This is a genomic window from Streptosporangium amethystogenes subsp. fukuiense (assembly GCF_042665875.1).
GTDB classification, from domain to species: domain Bacteria; phylum Actinomycetota; class Actinomycetes; order Streptosporangiales; family Streptosporangiaceae; genus Streptosporangium; species Streptosporangium fukuiense.
Map to the genome: position 1 here is coordinate 175,097 of NZ_JBHTEE010000001.1, position 21,666 is coordinate 196,762.

The 21,666-nt window shown below is 67.1% G+C and carries 20 protein-coding genes and 1 other RNA gene; 15 read left to right on the top strand and 6 right to left on the bottom strand.

Annotated features, from left to right (window positions below):
- Positions 1 to 68 precede the first annotated feature (68 nt).
- The gene (locus ACFQVD_RS00755) at positions 69 to 1,001 is read left to right on the top strand and encodes a DMT family transporter (RefSeq protein ID WP_343962139.1); all 933 of its coding nucleotides are present in this window, start codon (positions 69 to 71) and stop codon (positions 999 to 1,001) included.
- Here the strand turns inward: ACFQVD_RS00755 and ACFQVD_RS00760 are convergent.
- Entirely contained in the window at positions 946 to 1,548 is a 603-nt protein-coding gene (locus ACFQVD_RS00760) for a TetR/AcrR family transcriptional regulator (RefSeq protein WP_343962141.1), read from the bottom strand. The genes ACFQVD_RS00755 and ACFQVD_RS00760 overlap by 56 nt on opposite strands.
- Positions 1,549 to 1,565: 17 nt before the next feature.
- Positions 1,566 to 2,393 (bottom strand): sensor histidine kinase, encoded by an 828-nt coding sequence (locus ACFQVD_RS00765; RefSeq protein ID WP_343962144.1) that lies wholly within the window; start codon positions 2,391 to 2,393, stop codon positions 1,566 to 1,568.
- A gap of 273 nt (positions 2,394 to 2,666) precedes the next feature.
- Between ACFQVD_RS00765 and ACFQVD_RS00770 the strand changes: the two genes are divergently transcribed.
- The 5 genes from ACFQVD_RS00770 to ACFQVD_RS00790 all read left to right on the top strand — a co-directional run bounded on the left by ACFQVD_RS00770 (position 2,667) and on the right by ACFQVD_RS00790 (position 8,316).
- The gene (locus tag ACFQVD_RS00770; protein WP_343962146.1) at positions 2,667 to 3,845 is read left to right on the top strand and encodes an acyl-CoA dehydrogenase family protein; all 1,179 of its coding nucleotides are present in this window, start codon (positions 2,667 to 2,669) and stop codon (positions 3,843 to 3,845) included.
- 31 nt (positions 3,846 to 3,876) lie between these two features.
- Positions 3,877 to 4,857 (top strand): acyl-CoA dehydrogenase family protein, encoded by a 981-nt coding sequence (locus ACFQVD_RS00775; protein WP_343962149.1) that lies wholly within the window; start codon positions 3,877 to 3,879, stop codon positions 4,855 to 4,857.
- Positions 4,858 to 4,869: 12 nt separating this feature from the next.
- Positions 4,870 to 6,345 (top strand): AMP-binding protein, encoded by a 1,476-nt coding sequence (locus tag ACFQVD_RS00780; protein WP_343962151.1) that lies wholly within the window; start codon positions 4,870 to 4,872, stop codon positions 6,343 to 6,345.
- A gap of 277 nt (positions 6,346 to 6,622) precedes the next feature.
- Positions 6,623 to 7,258: a GNAT family N-acetyltransferase gene (locus ACFQVD_RS00785; RefSeq protein WP_343962153.1), complete on the top strand. Its 636-nt coding sequence runs from the start codon at positions 6,623 to 6,625 to the stop codon at positions 7,256 to 7,258.
- Positions 7,259 to 7,563: 305 nt separating this feature from the next.
- On the top strand, positions 7,564 to 8,316 hold the full coding sequence (locus tag ACFQVD_RS00790; protein ID WP_343962155.1) for a dienelactone hydrolase family protein: 753 nt from the start codon (positions 7,564 to 7,566) through the stop codon (positions 8,314 to 8,316).
- A gap of 64 nt (positions 8,317 to 8,380) precedes the next feature.
- Here the strand turns inward: ACFQVD_RS00790 and menC are convergent, their stop codons facing one another.
- The 3 genes from menC to ACFQVD_RS00805 form a co-directional block, all read right to left on the bottom strand.
- Entirely contained in the window at positions 8,381 to 9,481 is a 1,101-nt protein-coding gene (gene menC, locus ACFQVD_RS00795) for an o-succinylbenzoate synthase (protein WP_343962157.1), read from the bottom strand.
- 11 nt (positions 9,482 to 9,492) lie between these two features.
- Entirely contained in the window at positions 9,493 to 10,542 is a 1,050-nt protein-coding gene (locus tag ACFQVD_RS00800) for a dipeptidase (RefSeq protein ID WP_386274127.1), read from the bottom strand.
- A gap of 83 nt (positions 10,543 to 10,625) precedes the next feature.
- On the bottom strand, positions 10,626 to 12,065 hold the full coding sequence (locus tag ACFQVD_RS00805; protein WP_343969357.1) for a flavin-containing monooxygenase: 1,440 nt from the start codon (positions 12,063 to 12,065) through the stop codon (positions 10,626 to 10,628).
- Positions 12,066 to 12,305: 240 nt separating this feature from the next.
- Between ACFQVD_RS00805 and ACFQVD_RS00810 the strand changes: the two genes are divergently transcribed.
- The 4 genes from ACFQVD_RS00810 to rnpB all read left to right on the top strand — a co-directional run bounded on the left by ACFQVD_RS00810 (position 12,306) and on the right by rnpB (position 15,813).
- A complete protein-coding gene (locus ACFQVD_RS00810) occupies positions 12,306 to 13,139 on the top strand; it encodes a Nif3-like dinuclear metal center hexameric protein (protein ID WP_364158061.1) in 834 nt (277 codons plus the stop codon).
- On the top strand, positions 13,136 to 13,876 hold the full coding sequence (locus ACFQVD_RS00815) for a zinc ribbon domain-containing protein (protein WP_343969363.1): 741 nt from the start codon (positions 13,136 to 13,138) through the stop codon (positions 13,874 to 13,876). The genes ACFQVD_RS00810 and ACFQVD_RS00815 overlap by 4 nt, the downstream gene beginning before the upstream one ends.
- Positions 13,873 to 15,123: a bifunctional RNase H/acid phosphatase gene (locus ACFQVD_RS00820; protein ID WP_343969366.1), complete on the top strand. Its 1,251-nt coding sequence runs from the start codon at positions 13,873 to 13,875 to the stop codon at positions 15,121 to 15,123. Before ACFQVD_RS00815 ends, ACFQVD_RS00820 begins: the two co-directional genes overlap by 4 nt.
- A gap of 295 nt (positions 15,124 to 15,418) precedes the next feature.
- Positions 15,419 to 15,813, top strand: an RNA gene (rnpB, locus tag ACFQVD_RS00825) — RNase P RNA component class A.
- A 40-nt stretch (positions 15,814 to 15,853) separates the two neighbouring features.
- Here rnpB and ACFQVD_RS00830 read toward each other — a convergent pair.
- Positions 15,854 to 17,053, bottom strand: coding sequence for a tyrosine-type recombinase/integrase (locus ACFQVD_RS00830; RefSeq protein WP_343969369.1), 1,200 nt, complete (start codon positions 17,051 to 17,053; stop codon positions 15,854 to 15,856).
- Between the two features lie 397 nt (positions 17,054 to 17,450).
- On the opposite strand from ACFQVD_RS00830, the gene ACFQVD_RS00835 reads away from it, so the two are divergent.
- From ACFQVD_RS00835 to ACFQVD_RS00855, 5 genes are all read left to right on the top strand, one after another.
- Entirely contained in the window at positions 17,451 to 17,624 is a 174-nt protein-coding gene (locus tag ACFQVD_RS00835) for a helix-turn-helix domain-containing protein (protein ID WP_386274131.1), read from the top strand.
- Between the two features lie 11 nt (positions 17,625 to 17,635).
- Entirely contained in the window at positions 17,636 to 17,908 is a 273-nt protein-coding gene (locus ACFQVD_RS00840; RefSeq protein ID WP_343969373.1) for a hypothetical protein, read from the top strand.
- Between the two features lie 59 nt (positions 17,909 to 17,967).
- Complete coding sequence (locus tag ACFQVD_RS00845) at positions 17,968 to 18,528, top strand: hypothetical protein (RefSeq protein WP_343969376.1); 561 nt, start codon at positions 17,968 to 17,970, stop codon at positions 18,526 to 18,528.
- A 1,065-nt stretch (positions 18,529 to 19,593) separates the two neighbouring features.
- A complete protein-coding gene (locus ACFQVD_RS00850; RefSeq protein WP_343969379.1) occupies positions 19,594 to 19,764 on the top strand; it encodes a hypothetical protein in 171 nt (56 codons plus the stop codon).
- Between the two features lie 748 nt (positions 19,765 to 20,512).
- A complete protein-coding gene (locus ACFQVD_RS00855) occupies positions 20,513 to 21,376 on the top strand; it encodes a phage capsid protein (protein WP_343969382.1) in 864 nt (287 codons plus the stop codon).
- Positions 21,377 to 21,666 lie beyond the last annotated feature (290 nt).

The following is a 21,666-nucleotide window of genomic DNA, read 5'->3' on the forward strand; positions in this document are numbered from 1 at the left end:
GGTATCAGGGCCACTCCCGCTCCGGTCGGTGACCTATCCGTCGCTGCAGGTGATGTAACCCTTCGACTATGGCAGTGCTCGCAGCCCCCCGGCCCCTCCTGGGAATCGCGCTCCTGGCCTTCGTCAGCGCCGCCTGGGGGTCGGCCTTCCCGCTGATGAAGGACCTCATCGTCCGCATGCCCGTGGCGGACCTCCTCGCCGAGCGGTACGGCATCGCCGCGGTCGTGCTGGTCGCGCTCCGCCCGGGTAGCCTGCGGGGGCTCTCCGAGAACACCTGGCTGGTCGGCATCCTGCTCGGCCTGCTGTTCGGCGTCGGCCAGACCGTCCAGGCGGTCTCGCTGCACGACCTGCCCTCGTCGGTCTCGGGGTTCACGGTCGGCTCGTACGTGGTGATCACTCCGGTCCTCGGGCTGGTCCTGCTCGGCGCCAGGACCTCGGCCAGGATCTGGGTCGCGGTGGCGCTGGCGACCGTCGCGATGACCGTGTTCACCCTGCTGAAGGGCGTGGAGGGCGACGTCTCCCCGCCCGCGCTGGTCGCCACCCTGGTGTCGGCCGTCCTGTACGCGGCCCACACGCTGGTGCTCGGCAACTCCGCCGAGGCGCGACGACACGCCTACGCGGTCACGGTCATCCAGCTCGGCGCCATCGCCGTGATGACGGGTGTCCTCGCCGTGCCGGACGGCCTGACCCTGCCCGCCACGCCGGGAGACTGGGCACTCCTCGGCCACCTGTCGATCGTGGCCTGCGCCCTGGGCTTCCTGGCCCGCTCGTGGGGCCAGGTCCACGTGCCGCCGGTGCCCGCCGCGGTGATCCTGTCGACACAGCCGCTCTGGGTGACCGTCCTGGCCGTCGCGCTGTACGGGGAGTCGCTCACCCCGGGCTTCTTCCTCGGTGGAGGGCTGATCGCCCTCGCCATGCTCCTCGTCGTGCTGCCCAGGGGACTGTTCAGGTCAGTTCGGCGGGGGAGAGGCCCAGTTCCGCCGCGGCGGCCGTCTGGATGAACTCGGTCATGCGCGCCCGGGAGAGCAGCCGCCTGTGCACCGTCACCTGGGTGGCCAGGCCGTCGATGAGAGACATGATCCGCCAGGTCGAGCCCTCGGGGTCCGCGCAGACGAAGGTTCCCGCCTCGACGCCGTCATCGATGATCGCGTGGAGCGCCTCCTTCCACCGCATGTCGATCCTGCGGGACGTCTCCTCAAGCTCGGAGTTGCGCATCGACTCGGCCCAGGCGTCGATCCACAGAGCCCACGACTTGGTCTTCCCGCCGGGGGGATAGAACCTGAGCAGGGCCCGCAGCCGGTCAAGAGGTGAGCCACCCGACCCCTCCACCTTGGTGAGCGCGTCCAGATGGAGTTGGGCCGCGTAGGAGAAGGCCTGGGCGAACAGCTTCTCCTTGGTCTCGAAATGGTAGAAGAGCAGTGCCTGACTGACGCCGGCCGCCTGCGCGATGTCCGCGGTTCGGGTATGACCGAACCCCTGGGCCGCGATGACCTCGCAGGCGGTTCGGAGCAGATCTTCACGACGTAATCGCCCAAATCCCCTTGCCACAAGGGAACACTAGCGGGTCAGAGATCGCCGTCCTGGTCGGGGTGCAGGGGGATCCGCAGGACGAACCGTGCGCCCCGGACGCTGTCCTCCAGCCTCAGGATGCCGCCGTGGGTACGGGCGATCTCCCTGGCGATGGGGAGTCCCAGTCCGGTGCCTCCGGCGTCCCTGTTACGGGAGGCGTCCAGCCGGGTGAACCGCTGGAAGACCAGTTCCCGCTGCTCGGGTGCGATCCCGGCGCCGTCGTCGAGCACCTCCACGACGGCCGTCCCGTCCTCCCTGGCCACGCTCACCGAGACCTTGGAGTCGGCGTGCCGTTCCGCGTTGTCCAGCAGGTTCGTCAGCAGCCGGGCCAGCCGGAGCCGGTCGCCGGTGACCGCCACCCCCGGCTGCACCTCCCTGTCGATCGGGACATTGCGCCTGCGCCGGTCCAGCTCACTGCAGACCAGCGCGCCCAGGTCGATCCGCTCGTAGTGGGCGGGAACCCCGGAGTCGAGCTTGGCCAGTATCAACAGGTCCGAGACGATCGCCTGGAGCCGGTCCAGGCTGGCGAGCATCGCGTGGGCCTTGGTCTTCCAGTCGACGTCGTCGGGGTAGCGCAATGCCTCCTCCACCTGGGCGCGCATGGCGGTGAGCGGGCTGCGCAGGTCGTGCGAGGCGTCGGAGGCGAACCTGCGCTGCTGCTCGGCCGCGGCCTCCAGCCTGTCCAGCGTCTGGTTGATCGTCTCGGCCAGTTGCCTGATCTCGCTCCGGGCGGCCGGTACCGGCACCCGGCGGCCGATGTCGGTCGCGGTGATCTCCTCCAGTTCGTGCCTGATCGCCTTGACCTGCACAAGCGCCGCTTTCACGGCCCTGAGTGTCGCAATCGTGAAGATGGCGCCCCCGGTCACGATGGCTGTTGTGACGGCGGTGAGCGTCAGCCGATGCCGTACCGACCACGCGTTCCCCGAGAACACTTCACTCCTCGGCGCTAAATAGGACCATTAGACGGATTAATTGCCGTTTCCTGGTGTTTGATGGCCAAGAAGGGGCAAATATCCCTTCACCGTTCCCCGTAGAGCATTGCTCTGTACGGCTGATCGGGTGCTGGCTAGAGTAAGTGAGCACTGATTGGAGCGGACATGAATCTTCAGGAGTACCGGCGGCGTGCCAGGACCTGGCTGGAGGCCAACGCCCAGGACACCGAGGCCGAGGGCACCCCGGACGCCGGCGGCGTCGCCGCCGCGAAGGCCTTCATGGCGCGCATGTACGACGCGGGCTATTCGGGGATCAGCTGGCCGGGCGAGTGGGGCGGCCAGGGGCTGACCCAGGCGGAGGAGCGGGCCTTCGCCGAGGAGGCCGCGGGCTTCACGCTGCCGACCTACGTCTTCTCCATAGGACTCGGGATGTGCGGGCCGACCCTCGTCGACCTCGGCACCCCCGAGCAGAAGGCCAGACATCTGCGCCCGCTGCTGCGCGGCGAGGAGATCTGGTGCCAGCTCTTCTCCGAGCCCGGCGCCGGCAGCGACGTAGCAGCCCTGCAGACCCGGGCCACCCCGACCGAGGACGGCTGGACGGTCACCGGTCAGAAGGTCTGGACCTCGGTCGCCCAGCACGCCTCCTACGGGCTGCTGCTCACCCGCACCGACGTGGACGCGCCCAAGCACAAGGGCCTGTCGATGTTCATCGTGGACATGCGCGCCCCCGGCGTCACGGTCCGCCCGCTGCGGGACATGACAGGCCGCGCCCACTTCAACGAGATCTTCTTCGACGACGTGCACATCCCCGCGGAGAACCTGGTCGGCCAGGTCAACGACGGGTGGAGCTGCGCGGTCACCACGCTCCTGCACGAGCGCCTGTCCATCTCCAGCGGCGTCGGCATGGGCGGCCGCAGGGACAACCCGGTCGCCTTCGAGGCGCTGCGCCACACCGCCGACACCGCCGACCCGGTGGTCCGGGACCAGCTCGTCGAGCTGCACATCCGCTCCCGCGCGCTCGCCCTGTTCAACGAGCGCCTCTCCCAGGAGACCAAGGCCGGCGTCTTTCCCGGTGCCAGGGGCAGCGCCGCCAAACTGCTGCTGGCCGAGCTGACCATGTTCCAGGCCGACCTCGCCACCTCGCTGGCCGGACCGGAGGCCGTCGCCTACGAGGAGGGCGGCGGGCGGCTGGCCGAGGCCGTCTCGCTCGCTCCGGCCATGGCCCTCGGCGGCGGCACCAACGAGATCATGCGCAACATCATCGGCGACCGGGTGCTCAACCTGCCGCCCGAGCCGCGCGTGGACAAGAACGTGCCGTTCAAGGACCTCAAGGTGAACGGGTGACCTCCGGGCTCGCGCAGAAAGGCCGAAACATATGAAGCTCGTGCTTACCGAGGAGCAGCGGGAACTGCGCGGCGCGGTCCGCGCCTTCCTCGCCTCCGCCTCGCCGCTGCCCGAGGTCCGGCGGGCCGCCGAATCGGAGACCGGCCACGACCCCGAGGTCTACCGCAGGCTCAACGGCGAGCTCGGGCTCGCCGGCCTCGTCGTCGGCGAGGAACACGGCGGCGCGGGAGCCGGGTACGCCGAGCTCGCGCTGGTCCTGGAGGAGACCGGCGCGGCGCTGCTGCCGGGCCCCTTCCTGGCCACCACCCTCGCCACGATCCTGCTGACCGAGGTGGGCGACAAGGAACTGCTGCCCGGCATCGCCGCGGGGACCACGCTCGCGACCGTCGCCCTCGACGGCGGCCGCGCGCTCAACGGTGCCGAGGCCGACGTGGTCCTGGCGATCGAGGGGCCGCGGGTCCTGGCGGTCAGAGGCGGTGACCGCACCCCGCTGACCACCCTGGACATCACCCGCAGGCAGGCGAAGGTGGATCTGGGCGCGGGCGAGGAGATCGCCTCGTCGACAGAGGGCGTGGCGAGGGCCAGGGACCTGTTCGCGGTCGCGGTGGCCGCCGAGCAGCTCGGCGTGCTGCGCGCCTCGCTGGACGCCATCGTCGGCTACGCCAAGCTCCGGGTGACCTTCGGCCGCCTCATCGGTTCCTACCAGGGCGTCAAGCACCGGCTCGCCGACATGCACTGCAAGCTGGAGCAGGCCGAGTCGATAGTCCGCTACGCGGCCTGGGCCGCGGACGAGGCGCCCGACGAGCTCTCCTCGGCCGCCGCGCTCGCCCAGGCCTACGTGGGCAGGGCCTGCTTCGAGGTGGCCAGGGACAACCTCCTGCTGCACGGCGGCATCGGTTTCACCTGGGAGCACGACGCGCATCTCTACTACAAGCGCGCCAAGGCCGACGAGGTGCTGCTGGGCCCGCCCCGCGCGCACCGGACCCGCCTCGCCGAACTGCTGGAGCTCTGAAGGAGGAAACCCATGGCCGACATCAGCGGGCTGCCCGGTTTCTACCGGATCGCCGAGGCCGACCCCGGCCGCCGCGCCCTGATCGACACCGACGGCACCGTGACGACCTACGGCGAGCTGCTCGCCACGGTCAACCAGGTCTCACACGGCCTGCGGGCCCGCGGGCTCGGCCACGGCGACGTGGTCGCCGGGGTGCTGCCCAACGGCAGCGACCAGGTGGTCATGCTGATGGCCACCGGGCAGGTGGGGCTGTACTACGTACCGGTCAACTGGCACCTCACGGCGGCCGAGATCGACTACATCCTGACCGACTGCGACGCCCGGGTCGTGGTCGCCGACCCGTCGTACTCCGTCGAGAAGGCCGTCGGCGTGGCCGAGCTGGCCGAGGGGCAGCCCACGACCGCCCCCGAGGACCGCTCCGGCGGTGCCGTCATGTGGTACACCTCGGGCACCACCGGGTTCCCCAAGGGCGTGCAGCGCCCGCTCACCGGCCACGAGCCGGAGGCGACCCTTCCGCTCTTCACCTGGTTCCTGGGCGAGGTCTGCGACCTGCGGACCGGCGACGGGATCCACCTGGTGACCTCGCCGATGTACCACTCCGCGCCGTGCGCGCACACCATGTTCGCCCTCCACTTCGGGCACACCCTGGTGATCGCGCCCAGGTTCGAGCCGGAGACCGTCCTGGAACTGGTCGACAGGTACCGGGTCGACAACGCGCTGATGGTGCCGACCATGTTCCACCGGATGCTGCAGCTTCCGGCGGAGGTCAGGGCACGCTACGACGTGTCGTCGCTGCGGCAGGTGGTGCACACCGGCGCGGCCTGCCCGGTGGCGGTCAAGAAGGGCATCATGGACTGGTGGGGGCCGGTCCTGTACGAGTACTACGGCTCCACCGAGTCGACCATCGCCTTCTCCGTCAAGCCGCACGACTGGCTGGAGCGTCCCGGCACGGTCGGCCGCCCGGCCCCGACCTTCGAGGCGAAGATCCTCGGCACCGACGGGGAGGAGCTCCCCGCGGGCGAGCCCGGCATGATCTACGTCAGGTCGGGCACCGGCGGTTTCGAGTACCGCAAGGACCCGGAGAAGACCGCCGCCAGCATGCGCGGTGACTGGTACGCCCCCGGTGACATCGGCTTCATGGACGCGGACGGCTTCCTGTTCCTCTGCGACCGCCGCACCGACCTGATCATCTCCGGCGGGGTGAACATCTACCCCGCGGAGATCGAGGCGGCGATCCTGGAGCATCCGGCGGTCGCCGACGTCGCGGTGATCGGGGTGCCCGACGAGGAGTGGGGCCACAAGGTGGTCGCCCTGATCCAGCCGATGCCCGGCCCCCGTCCCTCCCCGGAGGAACTGCTGGAACACCTCGGCCCGCGGATCGCCCGCTTCAAGCACCCCAGGGTCGTCGAGTTCCGCGACGAGCTGCCCCGCACACCCACCGGGAAGCTCTCCCGCTCCAAGGTCAGGGAGGAGTACCTGGCCTCCTGACACCCGAAACACCACACCCGGGCCGCGGTGGCTCCGGCCGCCGCGGCCGGCCGGGTCTCGAAGGCGTGGCGGCCCCGGTCGGCGGTCAGCGGCGCGGCCGGCGATCTCGGCGGCCAGGAACGCGTGCGTGCCGCATTCGACCAACGCCCGATATCGATTGGTCCCAGGCCTCCCCAGCCGGGACCATCGACGAATGACGTGGAGTTCCTTGGATCGCGCGCGCGAGATGTGGGCGGGCCTGACCCGTGTCCCTGTCACGTTTCCCACGCGTGGAGACGTGAGCGTCGTGGTCTCGCCCGGGTCGTGGCTGTGCCCGCCGCGATGGACGGGCGTCGTCGCGTTGGACGGGGCGATCCTGGCCACCGTGCCCGGCTCCGAGCTGGTCGAGCCATTGCGGGACCTGCTGCTCGACCAGGTCGGAAGAGCCGACATCGATCTCGCTCAGGTGCCGGCGGAGCTGCCCGCCCTCGACGTCCTGGGGCCCGCGACGCTGGCGTACCTCGCCGCCGGGGACTTCTCCGCCGTCCATGCCGACACCGAGGTGGAAGCCCTGCCGGCGGGTCATCCTGACGTTCGCGCGCTGCTGGCCTCGGTGAACGGGCGGGACGCGGACGAGAGTGGTCTTGAGGAGATCGCCTCGGCGGCTTTCGTCGTCCGCGGGGGATCGAGTGTGATCGCCGCTGCCGGATATCGGCCCTGGCTGGATACGGCGGCACATCTGTCGGTCCTGACCGTCCCGGAGTGTCGCGGTCGTGGCCTGGCTCGCGCGGTGGCCTCGGCGGCGGTGGCGGACGCGCTGGGGAACCGGTTGCTGCCGCAGTGGAGGGCGCGTCCAGAGCCGTCGCGGCGAGTCGCCCGAGCGCTCGGTTTCCGGGAGCTCGGCTCGCAGATCAGCGTTCGGCTCGGGCCATGACCAGCGCACGCCTGTCACGCCGGAGGTGCCGTGATGCTGTCGCCGCCCCGCCGACGGCCTACGGCTACCCGGTTGCACACCGTGAGGACGCTTCGGCCCTGGGGCCCCGACTCCGGCGTGTTCGCGAACCGGTACCGTCAAACCTATTCGTGATGGGCACTTAATCACTCATATATCGATAATTAATCTGTTGATGATATGATGTCGATGGATATCTTATATTTGTGGCTAATATTTCGGACGTAAACTCCGGTCAATTCAAAGGAGTGTCGTCCGTGTGTTACGACGCGGCTGCTGTCCCGCCTGTGCCGAATGCCCCGATCACCCGGGTGGAGGCCGCGCAGGCCACCCTGACCTCGGGTGACGGCACGCTCATCGGGGCGTTTCTGGCCCGGCCCGAGAAGCCGTCAGGGGCGGGGGTGCTCGTCCTCCCCGACAATCGCGGACTGTCGGGCTTCTACCAGGAGCTCGTCGTACGGCTGGCGGAACTGGGGCACACCGCGGTCGCGATCGACTACTACGCGCGCACCGCCGGAACCGATTACCGCGACCGGCCCGAGAGTTTCGCCGACATGGCCACGCTCATGCCGAACCATCTCGCCAGGCTGACCTCCGAGGGGCTGTCCGCCGACATGTCGGCCGGTGTGGAAAGGCTCCGCGAGAGCTGCCACGCCGTGGTCTCCCTGGGGTTCTGCATAGGGGGCAGGTTCGCGTTCAACACCGCCGTCCCCCGCTTCGGCCTCGACGGGGTCATCGGACTGTACGGCTTTCCCGGCGAGCTCAACGGGGCTCCCGGCCCGGCCCGGCTGGCCCACCTGATGACCGCGCCGGTCCTCGCCCTGTGGGGCGGCGGCGACGAGAACATCCCACCGGCCATGGTGGCCGCCTTCGACGACGCCCTCACCGCCGCCGGGGTCGAGCACGAGTTCGTCACCTACCCGGACGCGCCCCACGGCTTTTTCGATCACCGGCTTCCCGGCTTCGCCGACGCCTCGGCCGACGCCTGGCGGCGCATCACCCGCTTCGTCTCCGCCGCCCGGGAAGCCGCGGCGAAGTGAGGCCGGTCGCGGAATCCCTCGTAGCCGTGACCGGGCCTCGGACCGGCCGCTCGGGAGCCCGGGGTCAGCGGGCGATCCACTCGGTGGAGGTGGTGACCTCCCGCAGCACGTCGGGGATCGGCTCGACGCCGATGCCGGGCCCGCCGGGGACGTCCAGATGGCCGTCACTCAGCTCGAAGGGCGGCGTGACGTCCGTCGTGTAGTAGCGGCGGGAGGCGGAGATGTCACCGGGCAGCGTGAAGCCGGGCAGGGCGGCCAGGGCGACGTTGGCGGCGCGGCCGATGCCCGTCTCCAGCATGCCGCCGCACCAGACGGCGACGCCGTGGGCGCGGCACAGGTCGTGGATGCGCCGGGCCTCCAGGTAGCCGCCGACCCGGCCGGGCTTGACGTTGACCACGGAGCAGGCGCCCAGCGAGATGGCGGCGGCCGCGTCGGCGGCCGACTCGATGGACTCGTCCAGGCAGATCGGGGTGGCGATCCTGCCGGCCAGCCGGGCGTGCTGGACGATGTCGTCGTGGGCCAGCGGCTGCTCGATGAGCAGCAGCCCGAAGGGATCCAGCCCGGCCAGGTGGGGCGCGTCGGTGAGGGTGTAGGCGGCGTTGGCGTCGACCTGGAGGAGCAGGTCGTCGCCGAAGCGCTCCCGTACCGCGCGGACCGGTGCCAGGTCCCAGCCGGGCTCGATCTTGAGCTTGATCCGGACGTATCCCTCGTCGAGATAGCCCGCGACGGTGTCCAGGAGTTCGGGGACGGAGTTCGTGATCCCGATCGACACCCCGGCGGGGACGCGGTCGGCGGCGGCGCCGAGGAAGGAGGCGAGGGACTGACCGGACGCGCGCAGCCGGGCGTCCAGGACCGCGCTCTCCAGGGCCGCCTTCGCCATCCGGTGGCCCTTGAAGGGCTGTAGCGCGCGGCCCACGCCATGGACGTCGAGGTGGGCGGGCAGGGCCGGGATGAGGAAACGGCGCAGCACGTCGGCGGCGGCGTCGACGTACTCGGGGGAGTAGAGCGGGTCGGACATGGCCACGCACTCGCCCCAGCCCTCCGCCTCGGGGGTGACCACGCGGAGCAGGAGCACGTCGCGTTCGGTCTCCGTGCCGTAGGAGGTACGGAACGGCGTGACCAGCGGCATCGCGACCCGCCTCAACTCGATCCCGGTGATCTTCAAGCTTCCTTCTCTCATTCGTCGCACCGGGCGGGCCTGCCCAGCTCGGCGCGGAACAGCCGGTGCACGTTCCCGCCGATGATCTTCACGATCTCCTCGTCGGCGAAGCCGTGCTTGAGCAGGGCGTCGGTGACCAGGGGCAGGCCGCTCGGGCCGGACAGTCCGGGCAGGGTCGCGCCGACGTCGACGCCGCTGTAGCCGGGCTCCTCGCAGCACGGGGGAGTGACGTCGTGCATGACCTCGCGGATGAAGTCCGGACCGAGCCCCACGTGGTCGATCCCGCCGACGCTCACCACGTGCTCGATGTGGTCGACCAGCCGGTCCACCGTGTACTCGGTGATGTCCTCCGTCAGGAAGGCGGGCAGGAAGTTGACGCAGACCACGCCGCCGGTGGCGGCGACCGCGCGGATCTGCTCGTCGGTCAGGTTGCGGTGGTGGTCGCGCAGCGCGCGGGCCGAGGAGTGGGTCGCCAGCACCGGCCTGCTCGCCAGCTCCAGCACGTGCTCCACCCCCGAGGCGCCCAGGTGGGAGATGTCGAAGATCATGCCGAGCCGTTCCATCTCACCGACCGTCTCCACTCCCGCCGCAGTGAGCCTGCTGCCGGTGGCGTCCTCGCCGCTGCCGTCGGCCAGCGCGGTACGGCCCCAGTGCGCGATCGAGGCGATCCGCACGCCCAGCCGGTGCAGCGTGGGCACCAGCTCGACGGCCGCATCCAGGCCGGGCATGCTCTCCAGCGCCAGGACCAGGGCGATCCTGCCCTGGGCGAGCGTCTCGTCGATCTGCGCGCCGTCCAGGCAGAGCCGTACGGCGTCGGCGTTGCCCTCGGCCAGCACATGGGCGCACTCGATCATGCGCAGCGTCTGCCGGAGCGCGCCCTCGGGGCGGTACTGGTCGTCGACGAAGACCGGCAGCACCTGGAGGTTCACCCCGCCCTCGCGCAGCTGCGGCAGCCAGCGCTCACGGAAGAACGACGCCCACCGCCGAGGGGGTCTGGCGGTGACGGCCATCAGCAGGTCGTTGTGGGTATCGGCGACCACGGAGTCGCGGTGGAGGTCGGCGGACACGGCGGGCCCTTCTGCGCGTACGGCTCTCGTTCGCCACGACGGTATCGGCACTTCGCCTTTGGCGCCTCGCGGGAGACCGCGGGTCAGCGCGCGAACTGGAAGGCGTCCGGGCGCGGGGCCCTGGTGATGCGGCGGTAGGCGGTCGTCGTACCCGGCCAGTTGTTGGTCACCCGGCCGGCCGCGTTCTTGTACCAGCTCGTGCAGCCCGCCTGCCAGACCATGCGTCCCATGGCCGCCTCCAGGTTCTGCCGCCAGGTGGCCATCGTCTCCGGCCTGACCTCCATCGGCCCGCGCGCGGCCAGCTGCGGCAGGCAGCCCATGATGTACCGGACCTGGCACTCGATCATGAAGACGATCGAGCTGTGGCCGAGGTTGGTGTTGGGGCCGTACAGCAGGAACAGGTTGGGGAAGTGCGGTACGGCGATGCCCAGGTAGGCCTCCGCGCCGTCCTTCCACTCCTCGGCCAGGTGCCGGTCGCCGCGCCCGATGACCTGGATGGAGGCCAGGAAGCCGGAGGTCTCGAAGCCGGTCGCGTAGACGATCGCGTCCGCCTCGCGGAGTCCGGCGGCGGTCTGCACGCCGCCGGGGACGATCCGGGTGATCCGGTCGGTGACGACGTCCACGTTGGGGCGGGTCAGCGCGGGATAGAACTTGCTGTCGGCGACGACCCGCTTGCAGCCGATCGGGTAGTCCGGGGTCAGCTTGGCCCGCAGCAGCGGGTCGGGGACCTGGTCGCGCAGGTGTTCCAGGGCGCGCTTGCGGAGCGGGCCGGAGCTCCAGCCTCCGGACAGGGCCGGGTAGAGGGTGCCCTCCGCGTACCGGTAGATCCACTCGCGGTAGGCGCGCTGCAGGAACGGCACGCGCCGGAAGGCGGTCCTGGCGCCGGGGCCGAAGACGGCGTCCGCCTTGGGGATCACCCAGTTGGGGGTCCGCTGGAAGACGTCCAGGTGATCGGCCACCTCGGCGACCTTCGGGATCAACTGCGCCGCCGAGGACCCGCTGCCGATCACGGCCACCCGCCTGCCGGTCGGATCGAAGGAGTGGTCCCAGCGGGCGGAGTGGAAAGCCGCGCCATCAAACGTTGACATTCCCGGAATGTCGGGCAGCTGGGGTCGATTGAGCTGTCCCACCGCCGACACCACCACGTCGAACAGCTCGTCCCCGGCCGTGGTGCGGACCCGCCACTTCCCCAGCGACTCCTCGAAGGTGGCGGCGACGACCGTGGTGTTCAGCCGGAGGCGGGGGCGCACGCCGTACTTGTCGGCGCACCTCTCCAGATAGCCCAGGATCTCCGGCTGCTCGGGGAAGCGGCGCGTCCAGCTGGAGTACTTCTCGAAGGAGAAGGAGTACAGGTGCGAGGGGATGTCGCAACCCGCCCCCGGATAGGTGTTGTCGCGCCAGGTGCCCCCGACGTTGTCCCCCTTCTCGAAGATCGTGTACGAGCGGATGCCGGCCTTCTCCAGCTGGATGGCCATGCACAGCCCGCCGAATCCGGCACCGATGATCGCGATGTTCGGTCTCACGCGCACGTCCCCCGGTCGGTGTTGGCACGGCAGCGGTTCCCGATGCCGGCAAGGATCGGGCGCCGGTGGACGTCCTCAAGCTTCGGCTGCCGCCTGCGCCCACGTCTCCCCAACTCCCCATCCCTTCATACGCCAGGAGTGCTGCGAAAAATACTGGAATCCGCCGCCCCCCGATGGGTCAGTATCCACTTACATTAGGCGATCCGTTCGCGCCGGGGAATAGGCCGATAGTCTGCGCGGGTGCCTACGCTTGCCGACATCGTCACAGAGCTGGAAACCCGCTACGACCCACGCTGGGCGGAGTCGTGGGACGCGGTCGGACTCGTCTGCGGAGACCCCTCCGCGGAGGTGCGCAGGATCCTGTTCGCGGTCGACCCGGTGGCCGCCGTCGCCGACGAGGCCCTCGGCTGGGGCGCCGACCTCATCGTCACCCACCACCCGCTCTACCTACGCGGCACCACCAGCGTCGCGGCCACCACCTTCAAGGGCCGCCTGATCCACACACTGATCAAGAACGACATCGCGCTCTTCACCGCCCACACCAACGCCGACGTCGCCGACCCCGGCGTCTCCGACGCGCTCGCCCGCGCCGTCGGCCTGACCGGCCCGCTCGTCCCGCTCATGCCCGCGGCCGACGACCCCGGACGCGGCCTGGGCCGGATCGGCTCGCTGCCCGCCCCCGTCCCCCTCGCCGAGTTCGCCCGGCAGGCCGCGCGCGGGCTCCCCGCCACGGCGGGCGGCCTGCGGGTCGCCGGGGACCCCGGCCGCCCCGTCCAGCGGATCGCGGTCAGCGGGGGGTCCGGAGACTCCCTGCTCGGGGTGGCCCGCGCCGCCGGAGTCGACGTCTTCCTCACCGCGGACCTGCGCCATCACCCGGCGAGCGAATTCATGGAGGCCGACGGCCCCGCGCTGATCGACGCCGCCCACTGGGCCACCGAGTGGCCATGGCTCGCCGACGCGGCACACCATCTGGCGTCCGCATCGGCCGCCAGGGGGATTACTGTTGAGACGCGCGTTTCCGAGACGGTCACGGACGCCTGGAAAACAACAGCAAAGTGCGAGGATTTCACGTGAAAGCAGCCCCTGCGGCCCAGAAGCGTCTGCTTGACCTGGCCGAACTCGACTCCGCCCTCGACCGGCTGGCCCACCGCCGCCGCACCCTGCCCGAGCTGGCCCAGATCGACGAGCTCTCCGCTCGCGTCGCCCGCATCGCGACCCAGGTGATCGCCGCCGAGACCGAGTCAGGTGACCTCGCCCGCGAGCAGAGCAAGGCCGAGGCGGACGTCGACTCGGTCCGCATCCGCGCCGAACGCGACCAGAAGCGCCTCGACTCAGGACAGGTCTCCTCGCCGAAGGATCTGGCCAGTCTCCAGTCGGAGATCGCCTCCCTGACGCGCAGGCAGGGCGACCTGGAGGAGGTGGTGCTGGAGATCATGGAGCGCCGCGAGACGGCGGACGCGCAGGTCGCCAAGCTGGTGGCCGAGCGCGACGAGCTCGCGGGTACCCGCGCTGTCGCCGAGGACCGCAGGGACGCGGCCTTCGCCGAGATCGACAAGGAGAAGGAGGAGGTCCAGAGCAAGCGGGCCGAGGTCGAGAAGGACATACCGGCCGATCTGCTCGCCCTCTACGCCAAGCTCAGGGAGCAGTTCGGGGTGGGCGCCGCGATGCTCCAGGGCGGTCGCTGCCTCGGCTGCCGCACCAGCCTGTCCATCGCCGAGATCAACCGCATCAAGGCCGCCTCCCACGACGAGGTCATCCGTTGCGAGGAGTGCCGCCGGATCCTGGTCCGCACCGCGGAGTCCGGCCTGTGACCTTGTACGTCATAGAGGCCGACGGCGGCTCGCGGGGCAACCCCGGGCCGGCCGGCTACGGCGCCGTCGTCAAGGACGCCGCCGACGGCCAGATACTGGTCGAGACCGCCGAGTCGATCGGCACCCAGACCAACAACGTCGCCGAGTACCGGGGGCTCATCGCCGGCCTGACCTCGCTGCTGGCCCTCGCCGGGGACGGTGCGAAGGTCGAGGTCCGGATGGACTCCAAGCTGGTCATCGAGCAGATGGCCGGCCGGTGGAAGGTCAAGAACGAGGGCCTGCGCCCGCTGGCCTCACAGGCCGCGGCCCTCGCCAGGCGCCTGAAGGTGACCTGGCGCTGGATCCCGCGTGAGAAGAACAAGGACGCCGACCGCCTGGCCAACGAGGCCATGGACGCCGCGGCCAAGGGCCGCACCTGGACCGCCTCGGCCTCCTCCTCTCCCGCCGGGAGGGCGGTCGGCGCCTCCGGGAGTGGCGCCGCCACGCTCACCGGTGGGGGGCCCGCCGAGGACCTTCTCCTCTTCGAGACCGATGACCTCGGCGCCGGTGTCGTCACCCGGGAGCCGGCGGGGCAGGCGGAACGGACGGCCATGCCCACCGGGCGCGGCACCGGCTGGCGCCCGCCCACCTCGGTCGCGACCTCGCTGTACCTGCTCCGGCACGGTGAGACGCCGCTCTCCGTCGAGCGCAGGTTCTCCGGGCTCGGCGATCCCGAACTCACACCCAACGGCATAGCCCAGGGCGAGGCCGTCGCCGCCAGGCTGGCGGGGGAGCCGTACGGCATCCAGGTGATCGTCAGCTCGCCGCTGAAGCGCGCCCGTGCCACCGCGGAGATCATCGCGGCCAGGACCGGTCTTGAGGTCGTCGTCGAGGAGGGGCTCAGGGAGACCGACTTCGGCGACTGGGAGGGCCACACGTTCACCGAGATCCAGCGTCGCTGGCCGGACGAGCTCGCCGCGTGGCTGGCGGACCCGTCCGCCGCGCCGCCGGGTGGGGAGAGTTTCGGGGAGGCGGCGCGGCGGGTCCAGGCGACCGGGGACGTGCTGATCGAGCGCTACGAGGGCAAGACGATCCTCGCCGTCTCGCACGTCACGCCGATCAAGATGCTGCTGCGATTCGCGCTGCTCGCTCCCCTCAGCGCGCTGTACCGCATGCACCTCGACCTGTCAGCCCTGTCCCTGATCGAGTACTACGCCGACGGTCCGGCGGTGGTGAAGGCGTTCAACGACACCTCCCACCTGCGCTGAACCGTCGGTCTCACGGGGCAATACGGTGCCGGGCCTCCGGCCGACGATCGGACCCGATGCGGGAGACGGCCAACACTCGTCTCCCGCATCGGTGCGAGCGTCCACACCCGGTGGGATGGCCGTATCCCATCACACCGGTGCGGATCCCGGCAGCGCGCGGGACCGGCCATCCTTGCTCTCATCGTTTTCCCCTGATGCTCGTCTGTCCCGTCCCGCTTGATTCATATTTCAGCGCAGATGACTTGCCGTTCGGTTGGAGCCCACTTGGGAGCCGTTAGGCTTGGAACACGGCGGACGAGCCGGCCGGGCGGCCGCGTCGGGTCTCTTCGGAGACCCGCCGAGGAAGGTCCGGGCTCCACAGGGCAGGGTGGTCGGTAACGCCGACCCGGGGTGACCCGCGGGACAGTGCCACAGAGAACAGACCGCCTCCTCGCAAGAGGGGGTAAGGGTGAAACGGTGGTGTAAGAGACCACCAGCGCCCACGGTGACGTGGGCGGCTCGGTAAACCCCACCCGGAGCAAGGTCAAGAAGGGGCGCTCTCCGGAGCGTCCCGCGCGCGACGTTTGAGGGCTGCCCGCCCGAGCCGCGCGGGTAGACCGCTTGAGGCCGTCGGCAACGACGGCCCTAGATGGATGGTCGCCTCTTCACGCAAGTGAGGAACAAAACCCGGCCTACAGGCCGACTCGTCCGCCCCATGTGGCATCTACCTGCTTGAACAGACCCTACATGATCAAGCGGTCTGCTCCTGCGTCATCATTTTGTCAACGGACGTGCTCATGTCAACACTGAGCGCGTCATCGATCGCCGCTCGGGTCACCTCTTCGCTCTCGGGGTAGAGATGCCCGTACGTGTCCATCGTCTCCGTGATCGAAGCATGGCCCATGCGGGCTTGAATCACTTTGGGGGAGACGTTCCGGGCGATCAGAAGCGATGCGTAGGTGTGCCGGAGAGCATGAAAGCCCGTGCCCTCCGCTAGACCACTCGCGTGTGTGGCCCGCTGCCATGCAGGGTTGAACGTGTTCCGCCGTAGGGAGTTGCCTCGCGAGGAGGTGAAGATCAGCCGGACCACTTCCTTGCGGCCGTCTGCCCATGTCACTTCGCGGTCCTCGGCCGGATAGTCGGCCAGGTGCTGAGCCAGAGCGCTGATGACCGTGTCCGGCAGAGGAATGGTTCGGGTCGATGCCTTGGTCTTCGGGGTGTCGAACATCCCGCCCTGCACGATCTGACGATCCACCGTGAGCGTCTTCCTAAGGAAGTCCACGCGATCGACGGTCAGACCGAAGCACTCACCCTGTCGCAGGCCGGTACCGGCTGCCAGGATGGCCATCGCTCGATAGTGGGAAACGATGGTTTCCGCCACGGCATGAACCTGCTCGGGCGTGAGAGGAACGGCTTTCCTGTCATCTTTCTTGGGCAGCTCGATGCCGATGCACGGGCTCTCGGCAAGGACCTTGTCCCGTACGGCGGTGCGGAAGAGTGACGCCACGATGTTGTAGACCGTCTCGATCGTGGACGGCGCGAGCTTCTGTCTGGCCTTCAGCCATGTCACCCATGTCTGCACGTCAGACGGGAGAACGGAGTTCATCCGCTTCCCGCCGAAGAACGGGGCAGCGTGGTTCGTGAGGTGGGATCGGTACTGGTTGGCGGTGCCGATCTTCTTCACGGCCTCTTTGTTGCCAAGCCACTGCTCGGCGTAGGACTGGAAGGAGACGCGTCCGGCCTTCACGTCGAAGACCAGGCCCTCATGCTTCTTCGAGCGGATCTTGTCCCGGAACGCCTTGGCGTCCCGGAGGTTGGTGAACGTCTCGGACGTCTGCTTACCGTTCGCGTCCCGATACGGGACCTTGTAACCGTAGGTGGGCCTGCCCTTCGCAGCCGTCTCACGCTTGGACAGGACCTTACGAATCCCGTCCTTCATCTCACTCGTCACTCATCCTCCGTCCTTTCGAGTAGCTACTCAGTCTTGCCGGTCAGTCCAGCTCTGACTCATCGCCTATCTTCGGTGTGCGGGCCAACCTAGTTCAAAATCTTAGGATTTGACAAAGGTCGCTCTTCAGGTATGTTCCTGACCATTGGCGAATTGACCTGTCCAGTGATCATAAGCCAACCCGCGAGCGCTCTGTTGCTCCTCAGTCCGTTGAACATCGGGCCGGGGGAATCGGAGCGCTTTCGTGCTTTCTAGGGGTTCAGAGCGTGTACACGCCCTCTCTGGAATGCGTGTACACGCACTCTTGAGACGCAACTTGACAACTGAACAGTGAGATAGCGCAGGAGTCCCAAGAAAGAGCGAAAGGCAGGCGAAATCCTGCCTGTAGGCAAGGAGGTTCATGAACGAGCGCCTTTGGACAGTGGATCAGGTAGCGGACTACTTGGGGGTTCCCAAGTCTCGCGTATACGACCGATGGCGTGAATGGGGTATCCCCTTCGTGCGGATCGGACAGCAACTTCGTTGTGATCCCAGGGCATTGCAAGACTGGATCAGCGGACAGAAAGCGGCGTAGGAGAGATATCCATGATCAAAGATTCCATGGGACCGAGTAACCCGTTCTCGATTCTCAATACGGAAGTTACGGAGCTCGACGGTGACATTCGGCGGGCCGAGATAACGTACCCGGATGGCGTAGAGATCGCTTTGCGGTTTCCCGTTCCTGCCCTCATGGACCCGCTTCGCATGGTTGGGATCACCCCGGCCTATACGCCGCTCATCCACATGGCTACCGATGAAGAGGAAGACGGGCAAACGTATGGGTACGTCTCTTACTGGGTTCCGGAGGCTACCGTATGACTCCCGAACCTCGATGGATTCTCAGTGGAAACTACGACACCAAAGTGTTGTATGAGCGCATGCTCTGGGACGAGCATGCAAACGGCCTGCTGTCTGGGGATGAATTTGCGCCAAGGTGGTTGCTGTTTGCTTACGGCATCGTGAGATACGTCAACGGTAAGAGCGGGAAGTCTAACGTCGGAATCACGAGGCTGGCACTGGATCTCGGATACGAGAGCAGTAACCACGGATTCCACAAAGGGCTGAAAGTGTTGCTGAGGCTTGGCTTTCTGACCCAGCGGGGTCAGGTTGGCAGGGCAGCACAACTCTCTCTGTCGATCCCTGACGCCCTTAAAGACAAGGAAGACGCGAAGGGAAATCCCATCTACGCACCCCTGCTTGATTCCGTTGTTGGCAACCTGGTGACTGTGGCCGACACGAGCAAGAGCGCTCCGATTCCGGAATCTAAGGCACTGCCTACACCTACCCTTGCGGTGGCAGACGAGCCGGAACCGGACTGGTCGCAGGACACACCGGTAGTAGATGACGGCTGGTCGGTGCCCAAACCCACGACAACCCCGCCGTCCCCTCGACGAGCGAACCGGTTTGACGATGAGTCTCGACGGCCCAATGCAGCGTGACGCACTTTCACCCCCTGCATACCCCTCTACAGAGGGCACTAAGTAGTAAGTACAAAGCTCGAAGGGTGAAGCTTGGAGCTCTAAGCGGAAAGCTTCAAGCACAAAGGTAGAAGAGCTAAGCAAGAAGCCCGAAGGGCGAAGCGTAGAGGTAGAAGCCCAGAGAGGCGAAAGCCTCACCGGGCGAAGCAAGACAACTAGTACCGATCCCCAAGGGGATCGACTACTACGCATAGAACACTCCGACGACTAGGGGCATGCCGTCTTAGGCGGCTGCCCCTGTTTGTTGACCAGCTCGTTAGCTATGCGGGCTTGCGCCCAATTTGATTCCGTTGACTACTCGGGCTTTCGCCCGACAGCTATCAACTCACTGCCCGACGGGCAGCACTAAGGATGGGTTTGGTTGAACCCCGTTGGAAGTCAGACCCCCGCAGGAGGGGCTGAGATAGTCGAGGCGGCGTGCGAACGATGCACGCAGCCCTTTACTTACCCTCGTAAGCCTAAGAGCCGTAAACGCCTTTGTGAGGCGTGCCGACAGGCGCGGCGCCGGGAAGCATCGCGGAAGGCGATGCGGTACCGGCGAGAGGTTACGTGGGGCGACCGGCCTTCGTACGGCCGGTGTACTGGTTGCGGGTACGTGAAGGACTTGCACCACTACCGGCGTCGTGCTCACGCGTGCTCTCCCGAATGCCTGGAATTCGCTGTCCGGCGGGGATGGCACATCGAACCCGAGTCGGCATGGTTCCCTCAGTGGTGGCGAGACCTCAGAGGGGAAGAGTTCGATGGCGAATACGAAGAAGTCGAGAGCATGGTTTTCCAGGAGTGGCTAGAGGCTAACCCCGGCGTCCGCTTGCAGCGGCTGCAAATGGAGTGGGGTTTCACCCCCAGATAGGTTCTCATCATTGGCTTGTTAGTCTGACACGACTAACAGGTTGCTTGAGTTGGTCACTCAAGTATTCCTTTCATGGGTTGAATGATCCCGAGGGGTCGTCGCGAGTTGTCGGATACTCGCGGCGGCCCCTTTCGTACGTCCAGATCCAGCACACATTCATCAGAGAGAAGAACCCTATGAGCACCCCTGACACCACGATCACCTTTGACGACATCAACGACCTTGCCCCTGACGTGTTCGAGCGCTTCTACCGAGAGGGGAAGATTGACCACCTGGTCGCCAACCTCGAAGTATTCGACCGCGACGCGGACGGCACCGTGACCGGCTTTACCTGCGATTACAAATAATACGTGCCAACCCTGGCAGGAGAGCAACGTGCGTTACTGGTCGCGCGTTCTCGGCTTAGGACTTCCACACTCAAACGAGTGTTGACGCTGTGGCGGAACCTAGGCAGTTGGCGCGATCGGGATGTGCCTCGCTTCACTAACGCAGCCGTCCCCGTCATTCGGTCAGGTCAACGGCAAGAGGTATTGCTAATGGCCGACTACCTCAATAAGGCTTCAAGGATCGCCACCGGCAGCGGAACAGCCCCCGTCAGGCTGGAAGATATCCCCGGAAGGGGAAACGGTGTTGAGCTAGAAGAGGTCTACACACGGCCCTTTCATCGTCTGTGGACCGACCTAAGCGACGGGAAACCAATCGGCCAGGCAGTCAGCTTAGAAGCTCACAGGCTAGGGAAGTCCGTCGCAGCGGACCTACAGCTAGCCTCGCGCAATACAGCTCACACTGTGATGCAAGCCGATGATTCGATCGTTGGCTATAAGCGGACCTTGTCTGATCGCAACAACCATTGTGCGCTATGCGTGGTAGCTGCAACGAACACGTACAGCAGGGAAGACCTGCTACCGATTCACCCGTCGTGCGGGTGCTCAGTTGAGCCGATCTATAGAAGCTCAGACGATAGCAGTTTCATAGACGACGAAGTCTCTAACGCTTACAAGCGCGCCCTTGCAAAGGGCACTATCGCCGTGACCGATCACGGTGAATACGGGCCGTACCTACAAGCGGCCTAACACACTTAAGAAAGGATTCACCTTGTCGATTTTCGAGACCAATGTCGATAGCTTCATTCCCGAAATATGGGCGGCGGCCCTAGATATTGACCTAAGCGCTAGGTATGTTTTCTCTAGCCCCATCTGCACGAACAGGGATTATGAAGGTGACGTGAGGCGGGGCTCTGCCGTCGTCATTAACCGACTTAAAGAGCCGGTGATCGAGAGCTACACCGGCGTTGATATGAATCTCTCCGATCTGGAGACTGAGCCGATCAAGCTCCCGATCGAGCACGCGAAGGCGTTTAACTTCGCGGTTGATGACATTACGGCGGTACAGGCTGCGGGAGCGCTTCTAGACCAGGCCATCACTCAGGCAAGCATTGGCCTTGTCCGAGAGGCTGACACCTATGTTGGCAACAAGATTGATGCTGCTGCGACTGCCCTAAGCGGACCGATTGACGCGAGCACCGGTAACCCTGGTGATGCGATTTTCGCAGGGATTCTCACGCTTGGCCGCATGCTGGATGACAATGATGTGCCACAGGAAGGGCGATACCTGGTCGTTTCTCCTGCGGTGAAGGAAGCGCTAATGAAGTGCGCGGCCTTCAGCTCTGCCGCCAACTACGGAAACGCCAACCCCATTCAGAACGGCGTGATTGGGTCTATCGCAGGGTTCGTTGTCCAGTTGACGACCCATCTGCCGAAGACCGTCGGCGGGACTTTTAAGGCTGAGCTGTACGCGGGTCACCCTCTCGCTACCACGTACGCGTCCCAGATCGAGGATATGGAGACGATTCGCCACCCCGCTAGGTTCTCCAACATCGTTCGCGGACTACACGTCGCTGGCGCTGTGGTGACTGAGCCGAAGGCTCTCGTTAAGGCAACAGTGGATTGGGCTGCGTAAGTAGTCACAACCAGCTAAGGCCCCCGCTACGGCGGGGGCCTTACTTGTTTCACCAGACTCGCCGGACCCTTGCCCGGCTCGCCTCGACCATGCTCCACAAAGCCCTACGAAGCACACAGAGCCACGTCTGTACGACTGGTGAGAGAGACAGGTGGTGTGGGTGTGGGTGTGGGTGCCCGTGAGTGGGGTTGGGTCACGGGGTCCAGTGCCGACAGGCAACACACCGGTACGTGTACACGGCACCAGTCACAGCGTGTGACAACCAGGGTGGGGGTACCCCCATGATCACG